At 46.6% G+C, this 22,247-nt stretch carries 4 protein-coding genes; 3 read left to right on the top strand and 1 reads right to left on the bottom strand.

All coding sequences use genetic code 11. The features are described from left to right. The first annotated feature begins 115 nt into the window (after positions 1 to 115). The 3 genes from yccS (at position 116) to BIW15_RS10590 (ending at position 3,101) form a co-directional block, all read left to right on the top strand. A complete protein-coding gene (yccS, locus tag BIW15_RS10600) occupies positions 116 to 2,269 on the top strand; it encodes a YccS family putative transporter (RefSeq protein WP_005454352.1) in 2,154 nt (717 codons plus the stop codon). Positions 2,270 to 2,522: 253 nt separating this feature from the next. Continuing rightward, positions 2,523 to 2,720 carry a hypothetical protein gene (locus BIW15_RS10595; RefSeq protein ID WP_017448124.1) on the top strand — a complete coding sequence of 66 codons (198 nt, stop codon included), beginning with the start codon at positions 2,523 to 2,525 and terminating at the stop codon, positions 2,718 to 2,720. An 81-nt stretch (positions 2,721 to 2,801) separates the two neighbouring features. Further along, complete coding sequence (locus BIW15_RS10590; protein ID WP_020841972.1) at positions 2,802 to 3,101, top strand: hypothetical protein; 300 nt, start codon at positions 2,802 to 2,804, stop codon at positions 3,099 to 3,101. Between the two features lie 114 nt (positions 3,102 to 3,215). Here the strand turns inward: BIW15_RS10590 and BIW15_RS10585 are convergent, their stop codons facing one another. Beyond that, positions 3,216 to 21,470 (bottom strand): retention module-containing protein, encoded by an 18,255-nt coding sequence (locus tag BIW15_RS10585; protein ID WP_077280974.1) that lies wholly within the window; start codon positions 21,468 to 21,470, stop codon positions 3,216 to 3,218. Positions 21,471 to 22,247 lie beyond the last annotated feature (777 nt).

Here is a 22,247-nt window from a genome sequence, read left to right as displayed (position 1 = left end):
GTTTTAAGGCTCAATTGGTGAGCGTTAACCGTGAGAACGTCAACTTTCTAACGCCGTCATCCTTGAGTGAAATTGGGAATTTTTCTCCGTTTTTATCGGAAATGTAAGGCGCATTGTGCAAGCAGCTTCTAAATTTCGCCTCTATTGGGCAAATAAAACCATTAACTACAGCATTCTTATATTGATCACCCTGTTGGGTGTCGTTATTCCTGCTTGGTACTTCGGACAAAACACCTTGATCACACCTCTCATACTAGGTGTGATTGCCGCTGCACTAGCGGAAAGTGATGACAGCTTTATGGGACGAATCAAAGCTCTGATTCTCACGTTTATCTGTTTCGCGGTTGCGGCCTTCTCTATTGAAATACTGTTTCATACCCCTTGGCTGTTTGCCACGGGTCTGTTTATTTCCACGTTTGGCTTTATCATGCTTGGCGCAATTGGGCCAAAGTATGCCAGTATCGCATTTGGTTCGTTGCTGATCGCCATTTACACCATGCTCGGTGCGCACGAAAGCACGAATATTTGGTTCCAGCCGTTGTTACTGCTAACTGGTGCCGCTTGGTATTACTTTATGTCGATGATCTGGCAAATGTTCTGGCCGTTGCAGCCAGTGCAATTAAGCCTCGCAAACGTGTTTCTTGCGCTTGCTAATTATCTCGATGCCAAAGCCAAGCTTTTCCACCCAGTCACGAACCTTGCACCGCAACCAATGCGTATTGAAGCGGCTCGCCTTAATGCTGCAACGGTCACCGCACTCAATGCGTGTAAAGCAACGCTACTCACCCGTTCCAAGCGTGGTCATGTAGACGGCCCAAGTGACCGATTCTTGAATATCTATTTTATCGCGCAAGACATTCACGAACGCGTGAGTTCGAGCCACTACCGCTACCAAGATTTGGCAACGGAGTTCGAGCGTTCAGACGTACTGTTCCGCTTTAAATATCTTCTTGAGACACAAGCGCAAGCTTGCCGGGATATTGCTCAAGCCATTCAACTCGGCAACGAATACACTCACACCGATGAGTCGATTCTGGCTTTGGCAGAACTACAAAATTCACTGGCGTATTTGGAAGAGCAGCAACAAGGTCATTGGAAGCGTTTGTTAATGCAGCTGACTTACCTGTTCAATAACCTCGCTACGGTTGAAAAGCAGCTAAACAACATCAATAACCCAGATGCCGAACGCCTAGAAGAAGACACGCTTGCCGATACTAACCCACATACGTTGAAAGCGATGTGGCAACGCATTTCGGCTAACCTTCATAAAGATTCGATGCTGTTTCGACATGCGTTGCGTATGTCAATTGCGCTTACTATTGGGTACGGCATCATTCAGCTGTTTGATATTGACCGCGGTTACTGGATTTTGCTTACAACGCTGTTTGTATGCCAGCCGAACTACAGTGCGACGCGCCAAAAACTTACGGCTCGTGTGATCGGTACTTTAGCGGGGTTGTTGATTGGCGTACCGCTGCTAACGTTCTTCCCTTCTCAAGAAAGTCAGCTGGTGTTTATCGTTGTTTCGGGCGTGATGTTCTTTGCATTTAGGATGAACAACTACGGCTACGCGACCGGATTTATCACCTTGTTAGTCTTGTTCCTGTTCAACCAGTTAGGTGAAGGCTACGCAGTGGTGCTTCCTCGGCTTGCCGATACACTGATTGGCTGCGCGTTAGCCGTCGCGGCTGTGATGTTCATTTTACCTGACTGGCAATCGCGAAGACTGCATAAAGTGATGTCTGATGCGATAGATGCGAATAAACAGTATTTGGATCAGATCATCGGCCAATATCGTATCGGTAAGAAAGACAACCTGAGCTACCGCATTGCTCGTCGTCAGGCTCACAATAATGATGCGACATTGACGTCAGCAATCAGCACAATGCTTGCTGAACCAGGTAAGTATCGCGCAGCCGTCGATGAGAGCTTCCGCTTTCTGACGCTCAACCACGCCATGCTCAGCTACATCTCTGCTTTAGGTGCCCATCGTACTCGCATCGAAGATGAATCCATTCATAAACTGGTTCTGGATGCTCACCGTTGTATCCACCAGCATTTGGATGTGTTGCATCAACAATTACACCAACATTGCGAAGAGTGCGATTTATCCAATATTGACGATGCTGGACTTGAGCAGCGTTTGAACGAATGGCGCGATGAGGATGACAGCTCGGCGCGTATGGTGCTTCAACAACTCCACCTTATTTATCGCATGTTGCCTGAGCTTCACTCGCTGGCGAGCAAATTTGCCGTTCGTGTGAACTAACTCGACCTTAGAGAGACTAACTTAAAGGTGCATGTGACTTAACACGCGTTCTTTATGCAATTAGGGGAGCACTTTTGCTTCCCTTTTTTAATTTTAGATAACCCGAAGTAGGTAAAATTACCTTTCATAGGAAAAGTCTTACGTATCACTTAACGCACCCTGACAATACTCGGACAAAAAACCATCGATCAAATTCTAATCTAATTCTATTGAATAAGTATGTTGTGTGGCCACGGAGGCCGTTAGACAGGACATGAAGGATAAACCTGAGTACAGCGAGGATACAGAGATGAAAGCGCAACAATTTAAAGAGCTAAAGAAGAAGCTTGGAGACCTGACGGCAAGTCAGTTAAAAACATTGCAAGGCGAAATCAGCATGACGCTGAACAAAAAGGAAAAGCCATTGCTCTCCACTGAAGAGCGTGAAATGTTATCTAAACTGTTTGTTTGATTAAGTTATTGATATAAATCACTTGCACGTTTTATAAACACTTCCTATGCTAACAGCAGCATAATAAGTGGAATTATAATCATGCCAGTTTCAGGGATTCACTCCGGTCAACAAATCATGCAGTTGTCGCACAAGATGGCGGATAAAGCTGCAAACGAGATTCAACAAACCTTCGTAAAAGGCGGCGAAGACTTATCATTCAATAAAGTCGAACTCGCTAAAAACGTGGCTTTCGCCGCGAACCCTTCCCTAGCCGCACATGCCACTGTTATCGAACCTCTTATCGAAGTTACTCAAGCCGCAAGTTACAACCGTATTGGTGCGTCCGTTGTGGAGAAAAATAACGAAGTAATTGGCAGCCTTCTCGACATTCACGTCTAAAGAAACCAAGATAAAAATTATACCTAACTCCCTTTCCAGATATTGAAGAACACCAAACGCTAATAAGCGCAGCGGTCAAATCTAACCGCCGCACTTTTCATTTCTCAAGTCACTTTATCCGTTATCAATAACACCTCGATTAAGAAGCGATTCAACAATCTCGTTTGAGCTTAATCCATTGAAATCTATCGCCTGACCTAAGTTCTCAACCACAATAGTCTGATGAACGTTCGCATCAGTAGTAATGCTCAAAGAGACATTGTCTGTCGTGGCATCGTAGTCCGCTTGAATATGCGCAAGTAACTCATCAATTCCTGCCATTGGGTCATTTAAATCCGCAATCACGTCTTTAAGATCGATCGTGTCTTCATTAAGCGTAAAGTCGGTGATGGTATCCACTGCACCTTCGTCAACGGTATCTTGAGTCCATTTAAAGATATCGTTACCACCGCCACCCGTTAGGATGTCCGAACCCAGACCACCGATGAGAATATCATCGCCGTCACCACCGATAATGCGGTCATCACCCGCCCCGCCGATGAGGGAAATTCCGCGATCACTACCAAGTAACAGATTATCTTCCGTTTCAGAAGAAACATCGATGTCACGGCTGTTGGACGTAACATTGATGCTGATGTCAATTGGGTCTGAGAACGCTTGATCGCCATTCGATTCCGTTGAAACCGCAGTCAGCGTGATATCGTGATCACCCTGGCGCACATTATCGATGTGAAGCGTATCAATTTCATCAGCAGGCACTGTCCAAGTAGAAGTCGCGCTATCAAAACTGATGCTCGATGTGGTCGCATCACTCGTTAGCGTGGCGCCTCTTGGAACGCCTGTCACCTCTAACGCTAAGACTTCATCCAAATCCGTCAGTGCAGCAATAATGCCGACTAACGCTACGCCCTGAAAACTCGCACTTTGGCTAGCAGTAATGCGCTGGATGTAATTAAAGTTCGCGTCCAAGGCAAGCGTCGGTTTGTCTGCCACAGGTGTCACGTTGATATCAAACGTTTCGGTGGTTTGCAGCGACGTTCCTGTGGAATTCTCGTAGTAAATTCCATTATCGTCCGCTGTAACCGTCAATGAAATCGCTGAACTGTTCACGTCACTTGCATCGACAAAAACACCGACATTTGGATCTGTCGAAGTCAACACCGCATTAAGTTGGGACAACGTTCCCATCAACACGGTTTCACCCGCTAAACCAACACCTTGCGTCACACCACTGCCGGATGGCGCGATAACACTGACATCACCTTCACTCGCACTGAGCGAAATCGTCATGATCTCGTTCTCATGGATACCCGTGAAATCCACATCCGCTATCGTAATGCCTGATATTTTTTGACCTGCCGATTCGAAGATCGTGCTGGTTACTAATGACCCATCAATCTCTGGAGCATCATTAACCGCTTGAACGTTCATGACCGCAGAGCCACTGATTGTGATTGGATCCGGTGCTCCATTGGTTGTGCCATCATCAGTAATGTCATAGACAAAACTCACGTCGCCGTTGAAGTTTGCTGATGGTTCAAAGCGCCATTCCGTCGCGCTAATCTGAGTGATCGTTCCCGCTGATGGATCCGCAAGCGTGACATTACTGACCGCCAAGTTATCGTTTTCCGGATCGGTCGCGTTTGCCAATAGCTCCGAGGCGGTAATGCTTACAGCGCCGCTGTCTTCTTCTATCGAAGAAAGCGTCACTTCCGATGTTTGAGGCGCATCGTTTACATCGAACACTTCAAAAGATGCAGAACCCGATACCGTCTTAGGATCGGATACACCATTTGTTGTGCCGTCGTCCGTAATATCGTAAGTCAGCTCGACAGGGCCGTTGTAACCCGGCGCTGGCGTAAATTCCCAATTCCCTGTGGCTGCGTTAAACGCCAAAGAGCCAGAACTAGGGTCCACAAGTTGAACGTTACTCACCGTCAAGTTGTCGTTTTCCACATCAGTGGCATTCACAAGCAAATCTGATGCAGAAATTGCAAATACACCACTGTCTTCACCAATACTGGTCAAGGTAACTGGCGACGTTTCAGGCGCATCGTTCACGGCTGTAACATCAATCACAAAACTGCTGCTGTTGGTGTTTAAAGTGTCATCAACACCACTAATAACAATGCCTTCGTTACCTTGGTCATCGACTGTAATGTTCACAGTAACATCGCCGAAGAAGTTGAGATCAGGGTTGAACTCAATCAATCCTTCTGCAATGGCGGCGTTGAGATCTGCGACTGAACCTTTTAGCTCAACTGCTCCTGTACCGTCACCCTGAACCGTCAAACCATATTTCGAGATAACGTTAGCGTTCAATGCGAGATACCCGCTATCTACCGCTACATTAAGAACATACTCTGCATTCGGGTTATCAAGTACCGCATCGACATCAGAGATACCGAAGCTATTTAGCAATAAGGCGTTGTCTTCAGGTGTTTCCACATCGACAACATTAACGAAGTCAGGTCTGTCGTTTACCGCTGTAACATCGACAGACACATCAAACTCTTCCGCATTACCCAAGCTTTGGCTGCCGTCCAGGCCGGTATCGACCGCTTGCACTTTAAAATGAAGCGAGCCAGCCCAAGAATTGTCGTTTCTATCACCAGAGTTAAAGACGATTTGATCTAGGTCTTGTGCATTGATTTCAAGGACAAAAACACCACTACCTTGATCAACAAATGTCGTTCCATCTGGAAGTGACAAGCTCGCACCATCTGGTACGTTTGAAATCTCAATCCTCAATGTTTCTGGATCATTCTCTTGATAATTTGCACCGTCGCCAATCGACTCTTTGTTATCCACCACCAGCGCATTCACGTTGATGGTAATGTCTTCGCCTTCGTTGCCTGAGACTTGGGTATCAGGGTTAACATCCACGTCGTCGCCAATCGGGTTAACGACTAACGTAAAGTTGCTGTTTCGCTCGGTAGGCACTTTCAACAGTTCTTCTTGAATGAAGACAGAGATACCGATTTCAACTTCACCACTAAAGTGTTTTGGCGGCTTAATTTGAATATCACTCAAGTCGATGGAAGTTTGCGTCAAGTCTTTAACTTGAATGCTCCACTCGCCATTACCTGCGTTTTTCACAATGTAATCGGATGAATTAGACTCAACAACAAAGTCATTCGGAATACCAGTCAGCTTAAGTGAAACAAAGCTTTCAGAGCCATCATCGTCGGTCAGACTGATCGTAACGCCAGTACCTGACTGGTTGAGTGAAATCAACGTATCTTCATCACCCGTCACGACGATAGGCTGACTTGGATCGGTTCCCGTAATCACGATGTCATCCACGACAGGCGTGACTTCAAATGTTACGTCGTCGGTAAAGGTGCGTACATCTACGTTATCGCCCGGATTGATCAATGTCGATTGGTCAAACACGGCAACGTCTGTGATTTCGCCTTCGATGTTAATTTTCACCGTATTTTGACCACCACCAACCGGGTAGTTTTCACTCGGTTTGAACAGAACGTTATCCAACGCTCCCGCTAAAATATCGGCTTCATTGAATTCGATACTCGTGCCCAAACTATTGCCATTGCTATCGACAAACTCACCCAGTGTCGTGTCATCAAGCGTCAACTTGATGTTGGTTAACGTTTCTCTACCGCCTAATGTGTTGTTGAAGCCATCTGCAAAATCGACGTTCAAATTAAGCTGAATTAATCCATCTTCATAACCAACACCATCAGCGGTTGGAACATCGTTATTGAGATCATCAACAGGCTGCTTGTTCGCATCAAGACCAAGTGTTCCAGTAATATCGACTGTGACATCTGGCGTGATGTTGCGATCCAACGGCTGGTCGCCTGCCGAGCTTGGCACGTCAGCAACTGGCAGAATTTGCACCGGAATCAGTTCTGTGGACGATTTTTCATCTGCAGAGCCCGTATCTTTAGTCACAAATCTCACTGGCAAAACGAAGTCGCCAGCATAATCTTCAGCCACGCGCATCGTTAAGCCTTCAAGGCCAACAATGTTTCCGCTTGCGTCGATATCCGCTTGGAATACGTATTTGCCGTTAATGAAATCAACGTCCGTACCGGTAATGATTAGGCCCGGCGGAATACCAGGTGAAGATGGGTCAATGACGATGGTCAATACGTCTTCCACACCATCAGGATTGATCACATCAATCTTGGAAGTAAGCTGAGCACCAAGATCGACAAAGTTGTCTTCTGAGCCTTCAATTTGTACGTCATCGGTCACGTCAATTTCGGCCGCGACACTGGTTTGCGGAGTAAGAACCGTTGGAAACTCCAACATCACGTCCGTTTGTCTTATTTCAGTTGCGTCTTTTTCAACCGAATCTTCACCTAAGTCATTCACACGCGCGTAAATCGTCAAACCAATTTGCGATAAACCGCCGTTATCACCATTGTCAGTGTCGTCGTTCGGCGTCAAATCAAGGCCAGATGGCGCTTTGATGCAGAAATTCTCCTCATCAATGATCGTCCAACGGCCGTCACCTTCATTCAGTGCTCCGATAATGACTAGCTGGTTAAGAATGGCAGGATCGGTCGTGTGCAACTGAACAACCAGTTCAGTTACCACCTCATCCGAAGAAGCATCAAACTCTTGATATTTAATGATGTTTGCACCAGCTTGGCCACCCGCAGAGGTGTTGATTGTAAAGTCGATTGCACCTTGCGCATCCGATTTAACAACGTCTATCGCAGTACCATTACTTTCTGTGACCAGCAAGCGCGTTTGATCGCCTATCGCACCAGAGGTATCTTCTGGTTCAACAACCGGATTCACTTGAACGTGAACCGAACCTGTAATCACCGCTTCTGCAATCCCTTGTCCTGGATTTGCCGCATCAACGTACTCATGGTCAATCTCTTTCACGGTCAACGTTGTGCTCAAATCAAAGTCGGTACTGGAATCTTGTTCCAACTCAACTTGAACATAACCACTCTGCGTAACGCGAGCAGAGAAGTCTTGCTCCGATTCATTGGCTTGCGGTGTTAATGTTAACGTACCAGCGACGAGCGTTTGCGCTACACCATCCACGAACACGGTACAACTCGGAGGGAAGCCAGAAATCGTCACTTCTGAGAAGAACTCATCGGCATCTGGACTTTGGCTGGTCGTTGGTTTCCAGTCGATGTTGAAGCGCGTATCTTCGTCACCTTCCGAAACCACGGTATAGTTATTTCTTGCGTCAATCACAGGGCCAACAATCACACGAATTTCCCCAGTTGAGGTGCGCGTATGACCATCGTTTTCAGTAACGATCGTGGTTGCTGTAATGTGAATATTCTCGGTAGACGATGCTTCCGGTTTAATCACAATGCCCGAGTTGATGTTTGCTTGCGTAATATTCGCTTCATAGATTGGCTGGTTATTACCATCGTACCCAACGAACGTTAAATCGACCGAGTTGCCATCATTATCAAATATCTCAACGCCATCAGGAATGTTGGAAAGCAGTACCGTTACCGTTTCAGAGTGGTCGTTAGGGTTGTCTTTGAATTCTCCAGAAAGAATGCTGAACGAAATATCAACTTGGCCATTTTCATCCACAAATGTTTGAACGCCACGTACGTTACCATCATCAAACTCTTGCCAAATACCTGACTTATCATTGAGTTCAACGATTGGAATATCCGCTACGCCTTTCACATCAACAATGACGGTTTTGTTCCCGAGTGAAAGTACATCTTGCGCGGAACCTGTTGATAGCGATGCGTTGTCTTTTACGATGCCTTCTACGTTGAAGGTGAAATCGTCGTTACTGTGCAGTGGTGGCAGCACTTCTACATTCGTCAGCTGTGACTCAGGAATTTCGTAATACAGCACATTGCCGTTGCCATCCGTCACTTCAACAATCTGTGAAGGATTCACACCATCGAGCCAAACAAGCGTCACGCCGTCGATAGAGAAATTCGAGATGCGAACAAACAGCTCTTCTGAACCATCCATATCCGCGGATGGTTTCATTGAAATCACTTCGCTTAATTGAAGTGGATCGTGGTCAGTAACCGGATCGACCGTATCTTGAGTGCGAGCGTTATCCTCGAAAATATTGATGCGATTAACGGTAAAGCTGCCAGCATCAGCGACTGGAGAGACATCAATGACGATGGTTTCCGTTTCTGAGCGAGCCGTTTCTTTACCTGTCAGTGGATTCACGCTCTCCGTGGTGATCGCAGTGACATCAATTTTTATTTCACCCGAGAAGTTATCAATTGGATCGACTTGAACATCGCCAATTCGACTTGCATCAACAAGGTATACCCCACCCGTTTGCGCGATGGCACTGCCATCTGAGTAAACTAGCGTTGCGTTGCCCTCACCTTGGGTAAAGACAAGTTCGTACACGATGCTTTCTGGATTACTGCTGTCTTGAGTTTGCGCGCTGATGTTCAGAGAAACGTTGTTACCATCTTCATCAACCGTGTAGTTAAAGGTACTGTTTGCCGTCCACGTCGCGATGTCTGCAACGCTTTCCACTTGAATGTTGAGCCTGCCATTGATGATGTGGTCAGACACACCGTTATTAAGGATCTCAACTCGGATACGTGGATCTATGCCACTATCGCCTGTCGCAAAATGGCGGTCGGGTACAAAATAGAGGTTCTCAAGCGTAACGAACTCACCATTGAATGATTGAATGACATTCGAACCGTCCAACACAACAGAGCCATTGACTGGCGTAAGTTCAATATACTCACCATTGGCATTTCGATAATAGAACGTGCCGTTGTGCGTGCTCGCATCGCGAATCGTGATATCGCCTAGACTTTCATTTCTATCGAGGTCGTGCAAGTTAATCACTAGATCGACTTTCGCTGGCGTAGTATCTAGACCCGATAAGTTATCTTGCGTATTGGCATTCTCAGTACCAAGGATAGAACCGTCACGGCCTTTATCTTCGAAAGACAACACCGATGAGGTATCGATTTGTGCATTTCTGTCTGTCACGGAGATGTCGAGATCGGCGGTACTCGTATCGCCGTCACCATCGGTAGCCATAACATGAACTGTGAAATCGATTGAAGCCGCATCGGTATGATCAAGATCGTCATTTGGTCTAAAGCTAATAGAGCCATCAGTTCGAACAATCAAACGTCCAATTTCAGTGTCAACGCCGTTTAAGGTTTTATGTACAAAAACCGTTTGATTACTGCCGTTAAGATCAACGGTTGTCATATCTATTCCATTCTGTTTGAAATAGATACCTGAATCGTCTGCGCTAAATGAGGTCAGCTCACTACCATCTGCACCATAATTTAAGTCGCCTTCTACAGGATCTTGGAACAGTTGAACGGTTCGCGTTCCTTGCCCTTCAACGCGAGTGATGGAACTATCGTAAATCGTTGGAACATCATCTGTGATCGTCACAGGAAGATTGATACCAGCGGTATCGCCATCCACATCCGTAGCAAACACAGGCAGATTGAGCGTCAGTAAATCTTCGCCCTGAACACCATGATCCAGTACGCCTTCTAGCGTGAATTTGTATGTTCCGTCAGCATTTAACACCAGAGTAAATACCGATTTTCCATCTGGCGTTTGACCTTGGTAAGTGTAGTTGTTGTTATTCACACCAGTTTGTACGAGCGTGACCGCTTGTCCGCCTGACGTTACCCCGCTGATTGGGTTGCCAGACAAATCTAACTGGTAAGAAACTATCGTATCCGCACCTTCTACGCTATCAAAGCTGCCGCTTGCCTCTAGGCTGTCTTTGCTCAGCTCTGAGCCTGAAGGCAAGTCATCTTCATCTAAGAACAACGGCGTCGCCGTTTTGATTTCCGGCACGTCATCCACAATGGTAATTGGCAAGTTTACAGATGCCGATGTATCACCATCGAAGTCAGTAACAGAAATAGGAATATCTAACGTTAGGCTGTTTTCGCCCGCGCCAGCAGGATGATCCACAGGACCCACTAACTCAAATTGGTAGCTATTGTCTTTTGCATCCAACGTTAGGGTGAAAATCTGCGTGTTCGTGCCCACAATCACCGCTTCATAGGTGCTTACACCGTCGGCTTCAGAGACCAGTCTTAGTTCCACATCTTGACCATTTGACTGCAAACCAGCGACCGCGCCAGCTAAGTCAGAAACATGATAACTGACGATTTCATCAGCGCCAGCAACAACGTTAAAGTGTCCATCTAACACTAGTAAGCCAGAAGTATCAGAGCCAGCAGGTAAATCATCTTCGTCAATCGTCAACTGGCTACTGTTATCCACCCCAGTGATAGACGGCACATCATCAACAACGGTAATTGGCAAACTAATCGTGTTCGACACATCACCATCAAAATCCGTGGCATTCACAGGGAAATCAATCACTAGCTCGTTTTCACCATTGCCATTTGGATGGTCTAGCTGAGCAAATAATTCAAATTGATACCTATCTTCTCCAGCATTTAACGTAAGTTTAAACACGATATCGGTAGTGCCTTGCACGTACGCACGGTACTCAATCACGCCATTCGCGTTTGAGTATTCAACAAGCTCTAGTGGCTGACCTGCTGACGTTAACCCAGCAACAGGTGAGACAAGATCCTCCAATTGGAAGCTAACGATAGAATCTGCACCGTCAACGACATCAAAATGTCCGCCGATAATATGATCACCTTGACCATCCGACCCTTTGTTCGGAATGTCATCCTCATCAATGGACAAGTGACTTCCAGGACGAATAGCTTCAATTGTCGGCTTATCATCCAAAATAGTGACTGGCAACGTCGCGTTAACGGAGTCGTTATCGCCGTCCGTAATCACTATCGGCAGATTGATGGTCAGGTCATCAGAGTTCGTCGCATGATCGAGCGCGCCAGACAATTCAAAATCGTAGCGTCCGTCTTGATGCAATGTCAGCGTGAAAATGGTGTCGCCACCAGCGGTTTTTCCGACATAAACCAAAGCATCACTCGTTGACGCTGTAGCGTCTTGAGTAATCGCGATGCTCTCGCCGCCAGAAGTAAGTGCAGGCAGTAGATTGGAATTGAGATCCAGAACAAATGAGTCGATACCATCCGCGCTGGTCACTTCAAACTGACCAGAAACCGTTAGAGGCTCCTTGGTCTCGTCTGAGCCCAGCGGCAAATCATCTTCATGCACTTGTAAACTGTCTATATTCGTTACCACGGGTACATCGTCTACCACCGTAATCGGTAACGTGAACACTGGTGATACATCGCCATCACCGTCAGTCACGGTGATTGGCAGTTCGATTATAATGTTGTTTTGCTGATTGCCATCAGGATGATCAAGTGGTTTTCTAAGATCAAACTCATAGGAGCTATTTAACGCATTCAGAGTTAACTCAAACACCACTTCTTGAGAATTAACCGTGATACCTTGATAAACATTCACCCCGCCAGTACTGGACGTTAAGACTAAGGTGATTGCCTCTCCGCCAGACATCAATGTACTAACTGGCGTCGTCAAATCACTCAGTTGAATCGAGGTGACTTGGTCTGCCCCTTCTGTTACATCGAAGGTACCACCGATGATGGTGTCTTGAGTACGGTCAGTACCCTGCGGTAGGTCGTCCTCATCGACGGTCTGTTCACTACCCTGAGCCAAACCGTCGATGGTTGGTACGTCATCCACAACAGTGATCGGCAACGTGAGAGTATTCGAAACATCACCATCAAAATCCGTCGCTGCGATAGGAAGGTTGATGACGATGTCGTTTTGACCATTCGCGGTTGGATGATCGAGTGGCTCAAGTAGTTCAAACTTGTAGCTGCCATCAGAAACATCCAACGTCACTCGGAATGCAGGTGTTGTTGTTCCATCAATAATGGCTTCATAAACGGATACGCCACCTGAATTAGAAACTTCAACGAGAGTCAGTGATTGCCCACCAGACGTTAAGCCTTGAACTGGCGTCTTCAAGTCAACGATATGGTACTCGACGATATGGTCCGCACCTTCTGTCGCGACAAACTTACCAATAATACTCGTTGGTTCATTGCCATCAGAACCCACGGTTGGCAAATCATCTTCGTCGACTGTTAGTACGCTGTTTGCGTCGATACCATCGAGTGTTGGTCGATCATCAACAATCGTGACTGGAATCGTCGCGCTCGTGGTGTCGCCATCAAAATCGGTCGCGATAATAGGGAAATTCAGCGTTAGCTCATCTGCACCGATTGGATGGTCAAGTGTCCCTTCAAGGGTAAAATTATAACTGCCATCCGGTTTTACAACGAGCGTAAACACAGCATTCGCACCCGCGGTTGCTGTGTAAGTAAAACTGCCATCTGCATTTGCAGTTTCAGTCATGGTTACGGCAATACCTTGCGAAGTAAGCCCATCAACAGGCATCGCATTCACATCGAGCTGATAACGGACGACACTATCCGAGCCTTGAGTCGTAGTGAACTTACCGTCTATGGAAAGCGCTTCTTTTTGATCAGAACCAATGTTGTTCAAGTCATCTTCATCGACCGTAATTGGCGCAACATTTGTGATCACTGGTTGGTCATCAACAATGGTCACAGGAATCGTGGCAGAAGTGGTGTCACCATCAAAATCCGTCGCGATGATTGGGAAATTCAGCGTCAGTTCGTCACTGTTACTCGCATGGTCAATTGGGCCTTCGAGCGTAAAGTTGTAACTGCCATCTGGATTAACAATTAACGTAAAGACAGGATTGGTTCCTGCGGTTGCCGTATAAGTGAAACTACCATCTGGATTTGCCGTTTCACTCAATGTCACCGCAACACCTTGCGAAGTAAGCCCATCAACAGGCGTCGCACTGGCATCCAATTGGTAACTCACTACGCCATCAGAACCTTGATTGGTGGTGAAGTGTCCGTCAATCGATACTGAACCGTCTTGAGCCGAGCCAATCTGCGCGAGGTCATCTTCATCAACGGTGATCGCTTGAACATCGTTAATTGTTGGCTGGTCATCAACAATGGTTACAGGGATGGTTGCCGATGACGTATCGCCATCAAAGTCGGTCGCGATGATTGGAAAATTCAGCGTCAGTTCATCACTACCAGTTGCGTGATCGATTGGGCCTTCCAACGTAAAGTTGTATGAACCATCGGTATTCACCACCAACGTAAAGACAGGATTGCCGTTAGCGGTCGCGGTGTAAGTGAAGCTGCCATCTGCATTCGCTGTTTCAACCAAATCAACAACTTCGCCGTGCGACGTTAATCCTGCTACAGGGTTCATCGAACCATCGAGTTGATAGCTCACCACTCGGTCAGAACCTTCAGTTGTGGTGAACTTGCCATCAATAGAAACAACGCCATCTTGAGCAGAGCCAATACTCGTTAAATCGTCTTCATCCACTGTAATGGCATCGACGTTTGTGATGGTCGGTTGGTCATCGACGATAGTCACTGGGATCACCGCTGAGCTGGTGTCACCATCAAAGTCCGTTGCGATGATTGGGAAGTCCAGCGTTAGCTCGTCGCTATTAATAGCGTGATCGATTGGGCCTTCCAACGTGAAGTTGTAAGAGCCATCAGCGTTCACTATCAACGTAAATACTGGATTGCCATCTGCCGTCGCACTGTAAGTGAAGCTGCCGTCAGCATTTGCCGTTTCTACGAGTACAACCGCTTCGCCGTGCGACGTTAATCCTGCTACAGGGTTCGTCGATCCGTCGAGTTGATAGCTCACCACTCGATCAGAGCCTTCTGTTGTGGTGAATTTACCGTCAATAGAAACGACACCATCTTGAGCAGAACCAACGCCCGATAAATCGTCTTCATCAACCGTAATAGAATCGACGTTTGTGATAGTTGGTTGGTCATCTACGATGGTCACTGGGATCACCGCTGAGCTGGTGTCACCATCAAAATCGATCGCAATAATTGGGAAGTTCAGAGTTAGCTCGTCACTACCATTGGCATGGTCTATTGGACCTTCTAGCGTAAAGTTATAAGAACCATCTGCGTTAACAATCAAGGTAAAGACGGCGTTACCACCTGCGGTGGCTTGATAAGTAAAACTGCCATCTGGGTTGGCCGTTTCAGTCATCGTTACCGCGACGCCTTGAGACGTCAGCCCTGCAACAGGATCGGCAGAAGAATCCAATTGATAACTAACGACACCATCAGAACCTTGCGTTGTTGCAAATTGGCCGTTGATGGAAAGTGCATCATTTTGGTCTGAGCCAATCCCCGTCAAGTCATCTTCATCAACTTGAATTGCATCCACATTCGTGATGACTGGCTTATCGTCGACGATAGTCACTGGGATGATGGCAGAAGTTGTATCGCCATCAAAGTCAGTCGCAATAATTGGGAATTTCAGCGTTAGCTCATCGCTATTAATAGCGTGATCGATCGGGCCTTCCAGTGTGAAGTTATAACTGCCATCCGTTTTCACGACCAACGTAAAGACAGGGTTGCCATCTGCTGTCGCAACGTAGCTGAAGCTGCCATCAGGATTTGCAGTCTCTATCAACGTCACTGGATTGCCTTGCGAGGTGAGCCCATCAACAGGTTTCGCATTCGAGTCAAGCTGGTAACTCACGACTCTGTCTGCACCTTCAGTAGTCGTAAACTTGCCATCAATTGAAACTGGGTCGTTTTGGTCTGAGCCAACATTGACCAGATCGTCTTCATCAACATTGATAGCATCAACAGCAGAGATTACTGGCAACGAGTCAACGATTGTGACTGGTAACGTGACCTGGCTTGTATCGCCATCAAAATCCGTCGCAATGATAGAAAAATCTAGCGTTAAAGTGTCACTATTTGGAGCATGATCAACAGCACCTTGCAGTTCAAATGAATAACTACCATCGTTGTTTACCTGCAACGTAAATACCGGATTGCCGTTTGCCGTCGCTGTGTAGGTAAAGCTGCCGTCGGCATTACTGACTTCAACCAACGTGATAACTTGACCGTTGGAGGTCAAACCGTTTAGCGGGTCTGAACCTGTTTCAAGCTGGTACTGAACCACACCATCTGAGCCTTGCGTGGTTGTAAACTGCCCTTCAACCAACAACGCATTTGATTGCCCACCATTCGTAATGAGATCATTTTCATCCACAGTGAGAGGCACGACATTCTCAATCGTAGGAACATCATCTTGAATAGTGACAGGCAAAACCATGACACTACTATCGCCATCAAAATCCGTCGCGATGATTGGGAAGTTAAGCGTCAGTTCGTCACTGTTACTCCCATGGTCAATTGGACCTTCGAGCGTAAAGTTGTAACTGCCATCTGGATTAACAATTAACGTAAAGACAGGGGTGCTTCCTGCGGTTGCCGTATAAGTGAAACTACCATCTGGATTTGCCGTTTCACTCAATGTCACCGCAACACCTTGCGAAGTAAGCCCATCAATAGGCGTCGCACTGGCATCCAATTGGTAGCTCACAACACCGTCAGAACCTTGATTGGTGGTGAAGTGTCCGTTAATCGATACTGAACCGTCTTGAGCCGAGCCAATCTGCGCGAGGTCATCTTCATCAACGGTGATCGCTTGAACATCGTTAATTGTTGGCTGGTCATCAACAATGGTTACAGGGATGGTTGCCGATGACGTATCGCCATCAAAATCGGTCGCGATGATTGGAAAATTCAGCGTCAGTTCATCACTACCAGTCACGTGATCGATTGGGCCTTCCAACGTAAAGTTGTATGAACCATCGGTATTCACCACCAACGTAAAGACAGGATTGCCGTTAGCGGTCGCGGTGTAAGTGAAGCTGCCATCTGCATTCGCTGTTTCAACCAAATCAACAACTTCGCCGTGCGACGTTAATCCTGCTACAGGGTTCATCGAACCATCGAGTTGATAGCTCACCACTCGGTCAGAACCTTCCGTTGTGGTGAACTTGCCATCAATAGAAACAACGCCATCTTGAGCAGAGCCAATACTCATTAAATCGTCTTCATCCACTGTAATGGCATCGACGTTTGTGATGGTCGGTTGGTCATCGACGATAGTCACTGGGAGCACCGCAGAGCTGGTGTCACCATCAAAGTCCGTTGCGATGATTGGGAAGTTCAGCGTTAGCTCGTCGCTATTAATAGCGTGATCGATTGGGCCTTCCAACGTGAAGTTGTAAGAGCCATCCACATTCACTACCAACGTAAATACTGGATTGCCATCTGCCGTCGCAGTGTAAGTGAAGCTGCCGTCAGCATTTGCCGTTTCTACGAGTACAACCGCTTCGCCATGTGAGGTAAGGCCAGCAACAGGATCCGTCGAGGAATCAAGTTGATAGCTCACCACTCGATCAGAGCCTTCTGTTGTAGTGAATTTACCGTCAATAGAAACAACGCCATCTTGAGCAGAACCAACGCCCGATAAATCGTCTTCATCAACCGTAATAGAATCGACGTTTGTGATAGTTGGTTGGTCATCTACGATGGTCACTGGGATCACCGCTGAGCTGGTGTCACCATCAAAATCGATCGCAATAATTGGGAAGTTCAGAGTTAGCTCGTCACTACCATTGGCATGGTCGATAGGGCCTTCTAGCGTAAAGTTATAAGAACCATCTGCGTTAACAATCAAGGTCAAGACGGCGTTACCACCCGCGGTGGCTTGATAAGTAAAACTGCCGTCTGGGTTGGCCGTTTCAGTCATCGTTACCGCGATGCCTTGAGACGTCAGCCCTGCGACAGGGTCGGCAGAAGCATCCAATTGATAACTAACGACACCATCAGAACCTTGCGTTATTGCAAATTGACCGTTGATGGAAAGTGCATCACTTTGGTCTGAACCAATCCCCGTCAAGTCATCTTCATCAACTTGGATTGCATCCACATTCGTGATGACTGGCTTGTCGTCGACGATAGTCACTGGGATGATGGCAGAAGTTGTATCGCCATCAAAGTCAGTCGCAATAATTGGGAAGTTCAGTGTTAACTCGTCGCTATTAATAGCGTGATCGATTGGGCCTTCCAGTGTGAAGTTATAGCTGCCATCCGTTTTCACTACCAACGTAAAGACAGGGTTGCCATCAGCGGTCGTAACGTAGCTGAAGCTGCCATCAGGATTGGCAGTCTCTATCAACGTCACTGGATTGCCTTGCGAGGTGAGCCCTGCAACCACATCTACAGAGGTATCTAACTGGTAACTCACCACGCGATCAGAACCTTGCGTTGTCGTGAACTGACCATCAATCGTAAGTGAATCATTTTGGTCCGAACCGATGTTCGCTAAGTCGTCTTCATCAACACTGATTGCTTCAACATTTGTGATAGTCGGTTGGTCATCGGTAATCGTGACAGGAATAACGGCGGAAGTCGTGTCTCCATCAAAATCGGTCACTGTGATCGGGAAGTTGAGCGTTAAGCTGTCGCTGTTTGCTGCGTGATCAATCGCACCTTCAAGGGTAAAGTTGTAGCTGCCGTCTGGATTGACGGTTAATGTGAAAACCGGATTTGTCCCTGCTGTTGCCGTATAGGTGAAGCTGCCATCAGAATTAGCCGTTTCCGTCATTGTGACGGCTACGCCTTGTGAGGTTAATCCATCAACAGGTGTCGCATTCGAGTCAAGCTGGTAACTCACGACTCTGTCTGCACCTTCAGTGGTCGTAAACTGGCCATCAATTGAAACTGGGTCGTTTTGGTCAGAACCGATACCAACCAGATCGTCTTCATCAACACTGATCGCTTCAAAATCCGTTACAACTGGCAATGAGTCAACGATGGTGACTGGCAACGTAATTTTGCTCATGTCGCCATCAAAATCCGTCGCAATGATGGAAAAGTCCAACGTTAAGGTGTCACTATTTGGAGCATGATCAACAGCCCCTTGCAGTTCAAACGAGTAACTCCCGTCACTGTTTACCTGTAACGTAAATACCGGATTGCCGTTTGCCGTCGCCGTGTAGGTAAAGCTACCGTCGGCATTACTGACTTCGGCCAACGTGATAACTTGACCGTTGGAGGTCAAACCGTTTAGCGGGTCTGAACCTGTTTCAAGCTGGTACTGAACCACACCATCTGAGCCTTGCGTGGTCGTGAACTGCCCTTCAACCAACAGTGCGTTTGATTGTCCACCATTCGTAATTAAGTCATTTTCATCCACAGTGAGAGGCACGACATTCTCAATCGTAGGAACGTCATCTTGAATGGTGACAGGCAAAACCATGGTGCTGGTATCGCCATCAAAATCCGTCGCTGTAATCGGGAAATTCAGTGTTAACGCATCACTGCCACTAGCGTGATCGATTGGGCCTTCCAACGTAAAATTGTATGAACCATCAACATTCACCACCAGCGTAAATACTGAGTTGCCGTTTGCTGTCGCGGTGTAAGTGAAACTGCCGTCGGCATTTGAGGTTTCTACCAGCTCAACGGCTTCACCATGTGAAGTCAAGCCATCAATTGGATTGGTCGATGCGTCGAGTTGATAACTCACCACTCGGTCGGAGCCTTCTGTCGTGGTGAACTTGCCGTCAACCGAAACAGAATCATTTTGATCCGAGCCGATGCTCGCAAGGTCGTCTTCATCCACCGTTAAAGCTTCTACACCATCAATAGAAGGCGCATCATCTTTAACTTCTATGACGATTTCTGCGGCTTTGGCATCATTCGAACCGAGCGTCAAAGAAGAGCGGTCTCCGTCGGCATCAACGGCATAAACTGGAATGGTGAACGTTAACGATTCGTCGTTTGCGCCAGTATGATCCAGCTGTTCATAGAGGTTGAATTGATATTCGCCTTGAGACGGTGAGTCGATACTGATGTCGAATACCGTAATGCGCACACCATCAAGCTCAATATAACCTTCGTAAGTACGAACGCCGTTGACATTAGAAATGAGTTCAAGAAGTACATTTTGCCCTTGCGATTGCAACTCGCCAGAGACATTAAATTCCGTTGGTTCTACTTCGAAGTGATCAATAATATCGCTGCCTGCGGCTGCCGAAATTGATCCGGTACCGCTAGTAATCGCGATGCCTTGTAGAGAACCTTGCTCGACGCCAGACTCGTCTAAAGACAAGCTTGTGACATTGTTAATGACAGGGTTATCGCCATCAGCAATTGTAATCACAAAGGTATTACTGACCGTATCTTGGTCGAAATCCACGATCGTCGTTGGAAGGGAAAGCGCTATCGTATCGCTATCATTCGTCTGCTCAAGCGGTTTGAACTGTTCAAATTGGTACGTGCCGTCGGTGTTTAACGTGATGCTTAATACCACCTCTCCCGTACCAGCTACGGTTAACGTGATGTTACTGCCATCTTCAGACAAGGTCGCAACCGTCGCTTGGTTATCAGTTAACAAACCATCAAATTGCGACAAACTTTCCTGATTAAAAGTGACTGAAGCCAACTGGTCACTGCCAATTTCGACAAACGTCCCCGTAATTGGCGTCGATGAAGATTCTTCATTCTCAAACGAGATGTCTTGCGGCGCTGGATTATCACCATCGATAATCGTCGTGACAAAATCAATTGGCGTACGAATGCTGTTACCACCAATATCAGTGCCCGTCATCTCAAACTCAATACTGATGCGGTCACCAACAATCGACACCTGCCCGTCATCTACAGACGCAACATGGTCAATGCCTTGGCTTATGGTGGTCGTCACCTCCAACTCGATATCACGACCTAGCGAAGTCGCTTCAATTTCAATACGTAGGACTTCATTGCCATCTTGAACACCAATGATGGCATTTTGCGCTTCGTCGTATGAGAACTCGACAGCTTTACCACCAGATTGAATATCGGTGTTCAATTCGGCCAGTAGCGATTCTAGTGAAGCAGCAGATGGAACAAATGAGCTAGGGTCAAGCGGGAGATCGCCCGCCTCAACGGATACGCTGGTTGCAATAGATTGAGGATAAGTCGTAAGGGAAATCGAACCTTCGGTTACTTCCGATTCAAGAGATTGCCCACCATCAGCAAAAATGGTGACGTTGATGTCATCGGTTTCTTCGCGATCTTGCACTCCAGTGCGTGCTGCAGAGGTTTCGAAAAACGTAGAGGCAAGCATTTCTGGGTTGTTGTATTCAACCGTCACATAGCCAGCATTTGCCGAGCCAGACGCATCGCCACCAGCGGCCGTTGCTTCAAGAATTGCCGTCGGGTCGGCACCTTCCAAAATCGCTTGTTGGATAGCAGCAACATCATTTGCGTCAAAATTAGCACTATCAATCGCCGTCGGGTCGAAAGCAATTTGGCCATCAACCGGGGTTTGAACCAAAGTTTCCGGTTGTTCTGATGAAGGCTCGGGAAGACACGCGACACAGTTTTGGTCGACAAGATAGAGCTCGTTATTGATTAGAACATCCAAAGACGCATTGTTTTCTGTGACAATGACATCCCCTGTATTTAACGCATCTCCGGCGCTTACCACTCGGATCTTACCTGTAAGATCCAATACCAAAACTTCCCCTTTGACAGCATTTACAATCGCGTTTTGCGGCACGGTTTGCGTACTCATCTGACCTCCGCTAATGGCCAACGTTTCCCATTAACCTATTGCATAGTTTTTAGTTGAATATATGTGGTGTTTTGCACATCGTTGGTTGATTAAACTAACTATCAACTCATTAAACAATCGACTTATTGCGTTCCACATCCCAAAACAAGTGAAAGTTACTATCTGTCACAAAAATGGGACACATATCCTAGCGGCGCAATATCAATTAATTATATGAAATGCGTCACTTATTTCTAAACAAGTGTAGTCGGTCTGATAAAAAACGGAGTTATCAAAGTCACTTAACTAAAAGCGATACTGCCAGTTGCGATCAAAAGCGGTAAAAACGCAAACAAAATACTGTAGAGACTTGAGCGAGTTGATAACTTTATTAGTAAAGGAGAAGAAAAGAACGTCACAATTAGATACTGAACGAGATAAATAGGTTGGAAAAACAGGGCTAACATCATGTGTAAAGCCATGTGCAAACCTACACACCATGAATTAGGTTTTGTCCGAAGCGCAACAGCGCATAAAACAACTAAACTAGCAGAAAAATACATCATAAAAACGACACAAATAAAAATAATTCTCATTTGCAATATTAGGATAATATGCCCATATATTCAACTGCGTTTGAGCTATCAATCCCATCGTTATTATCAATCAACATAATAAGTAAAGTTATCAGTAATTTTCTCCCTAAACGTTTGCGTAATCGCTAACCTTCTCTTAACCTTGATTTGAGGCTTTCATCACGGTTTTTCCATTGATATAGTACGGCCAATACAAAAATAA

It is taken from the genome of Vibrio sp. SALL6 (genome assembly GCF_002002385.1).
GTDB lineage: Bacteria > Pseudomonadota > Gammaproteobacteria > Enterobacterales > Vibrionaceae > Vibrio > Vibrio parahaemolyticus.
This window is presented reverse-complemented; position numbering and strand designations above follow the sequence as displayed.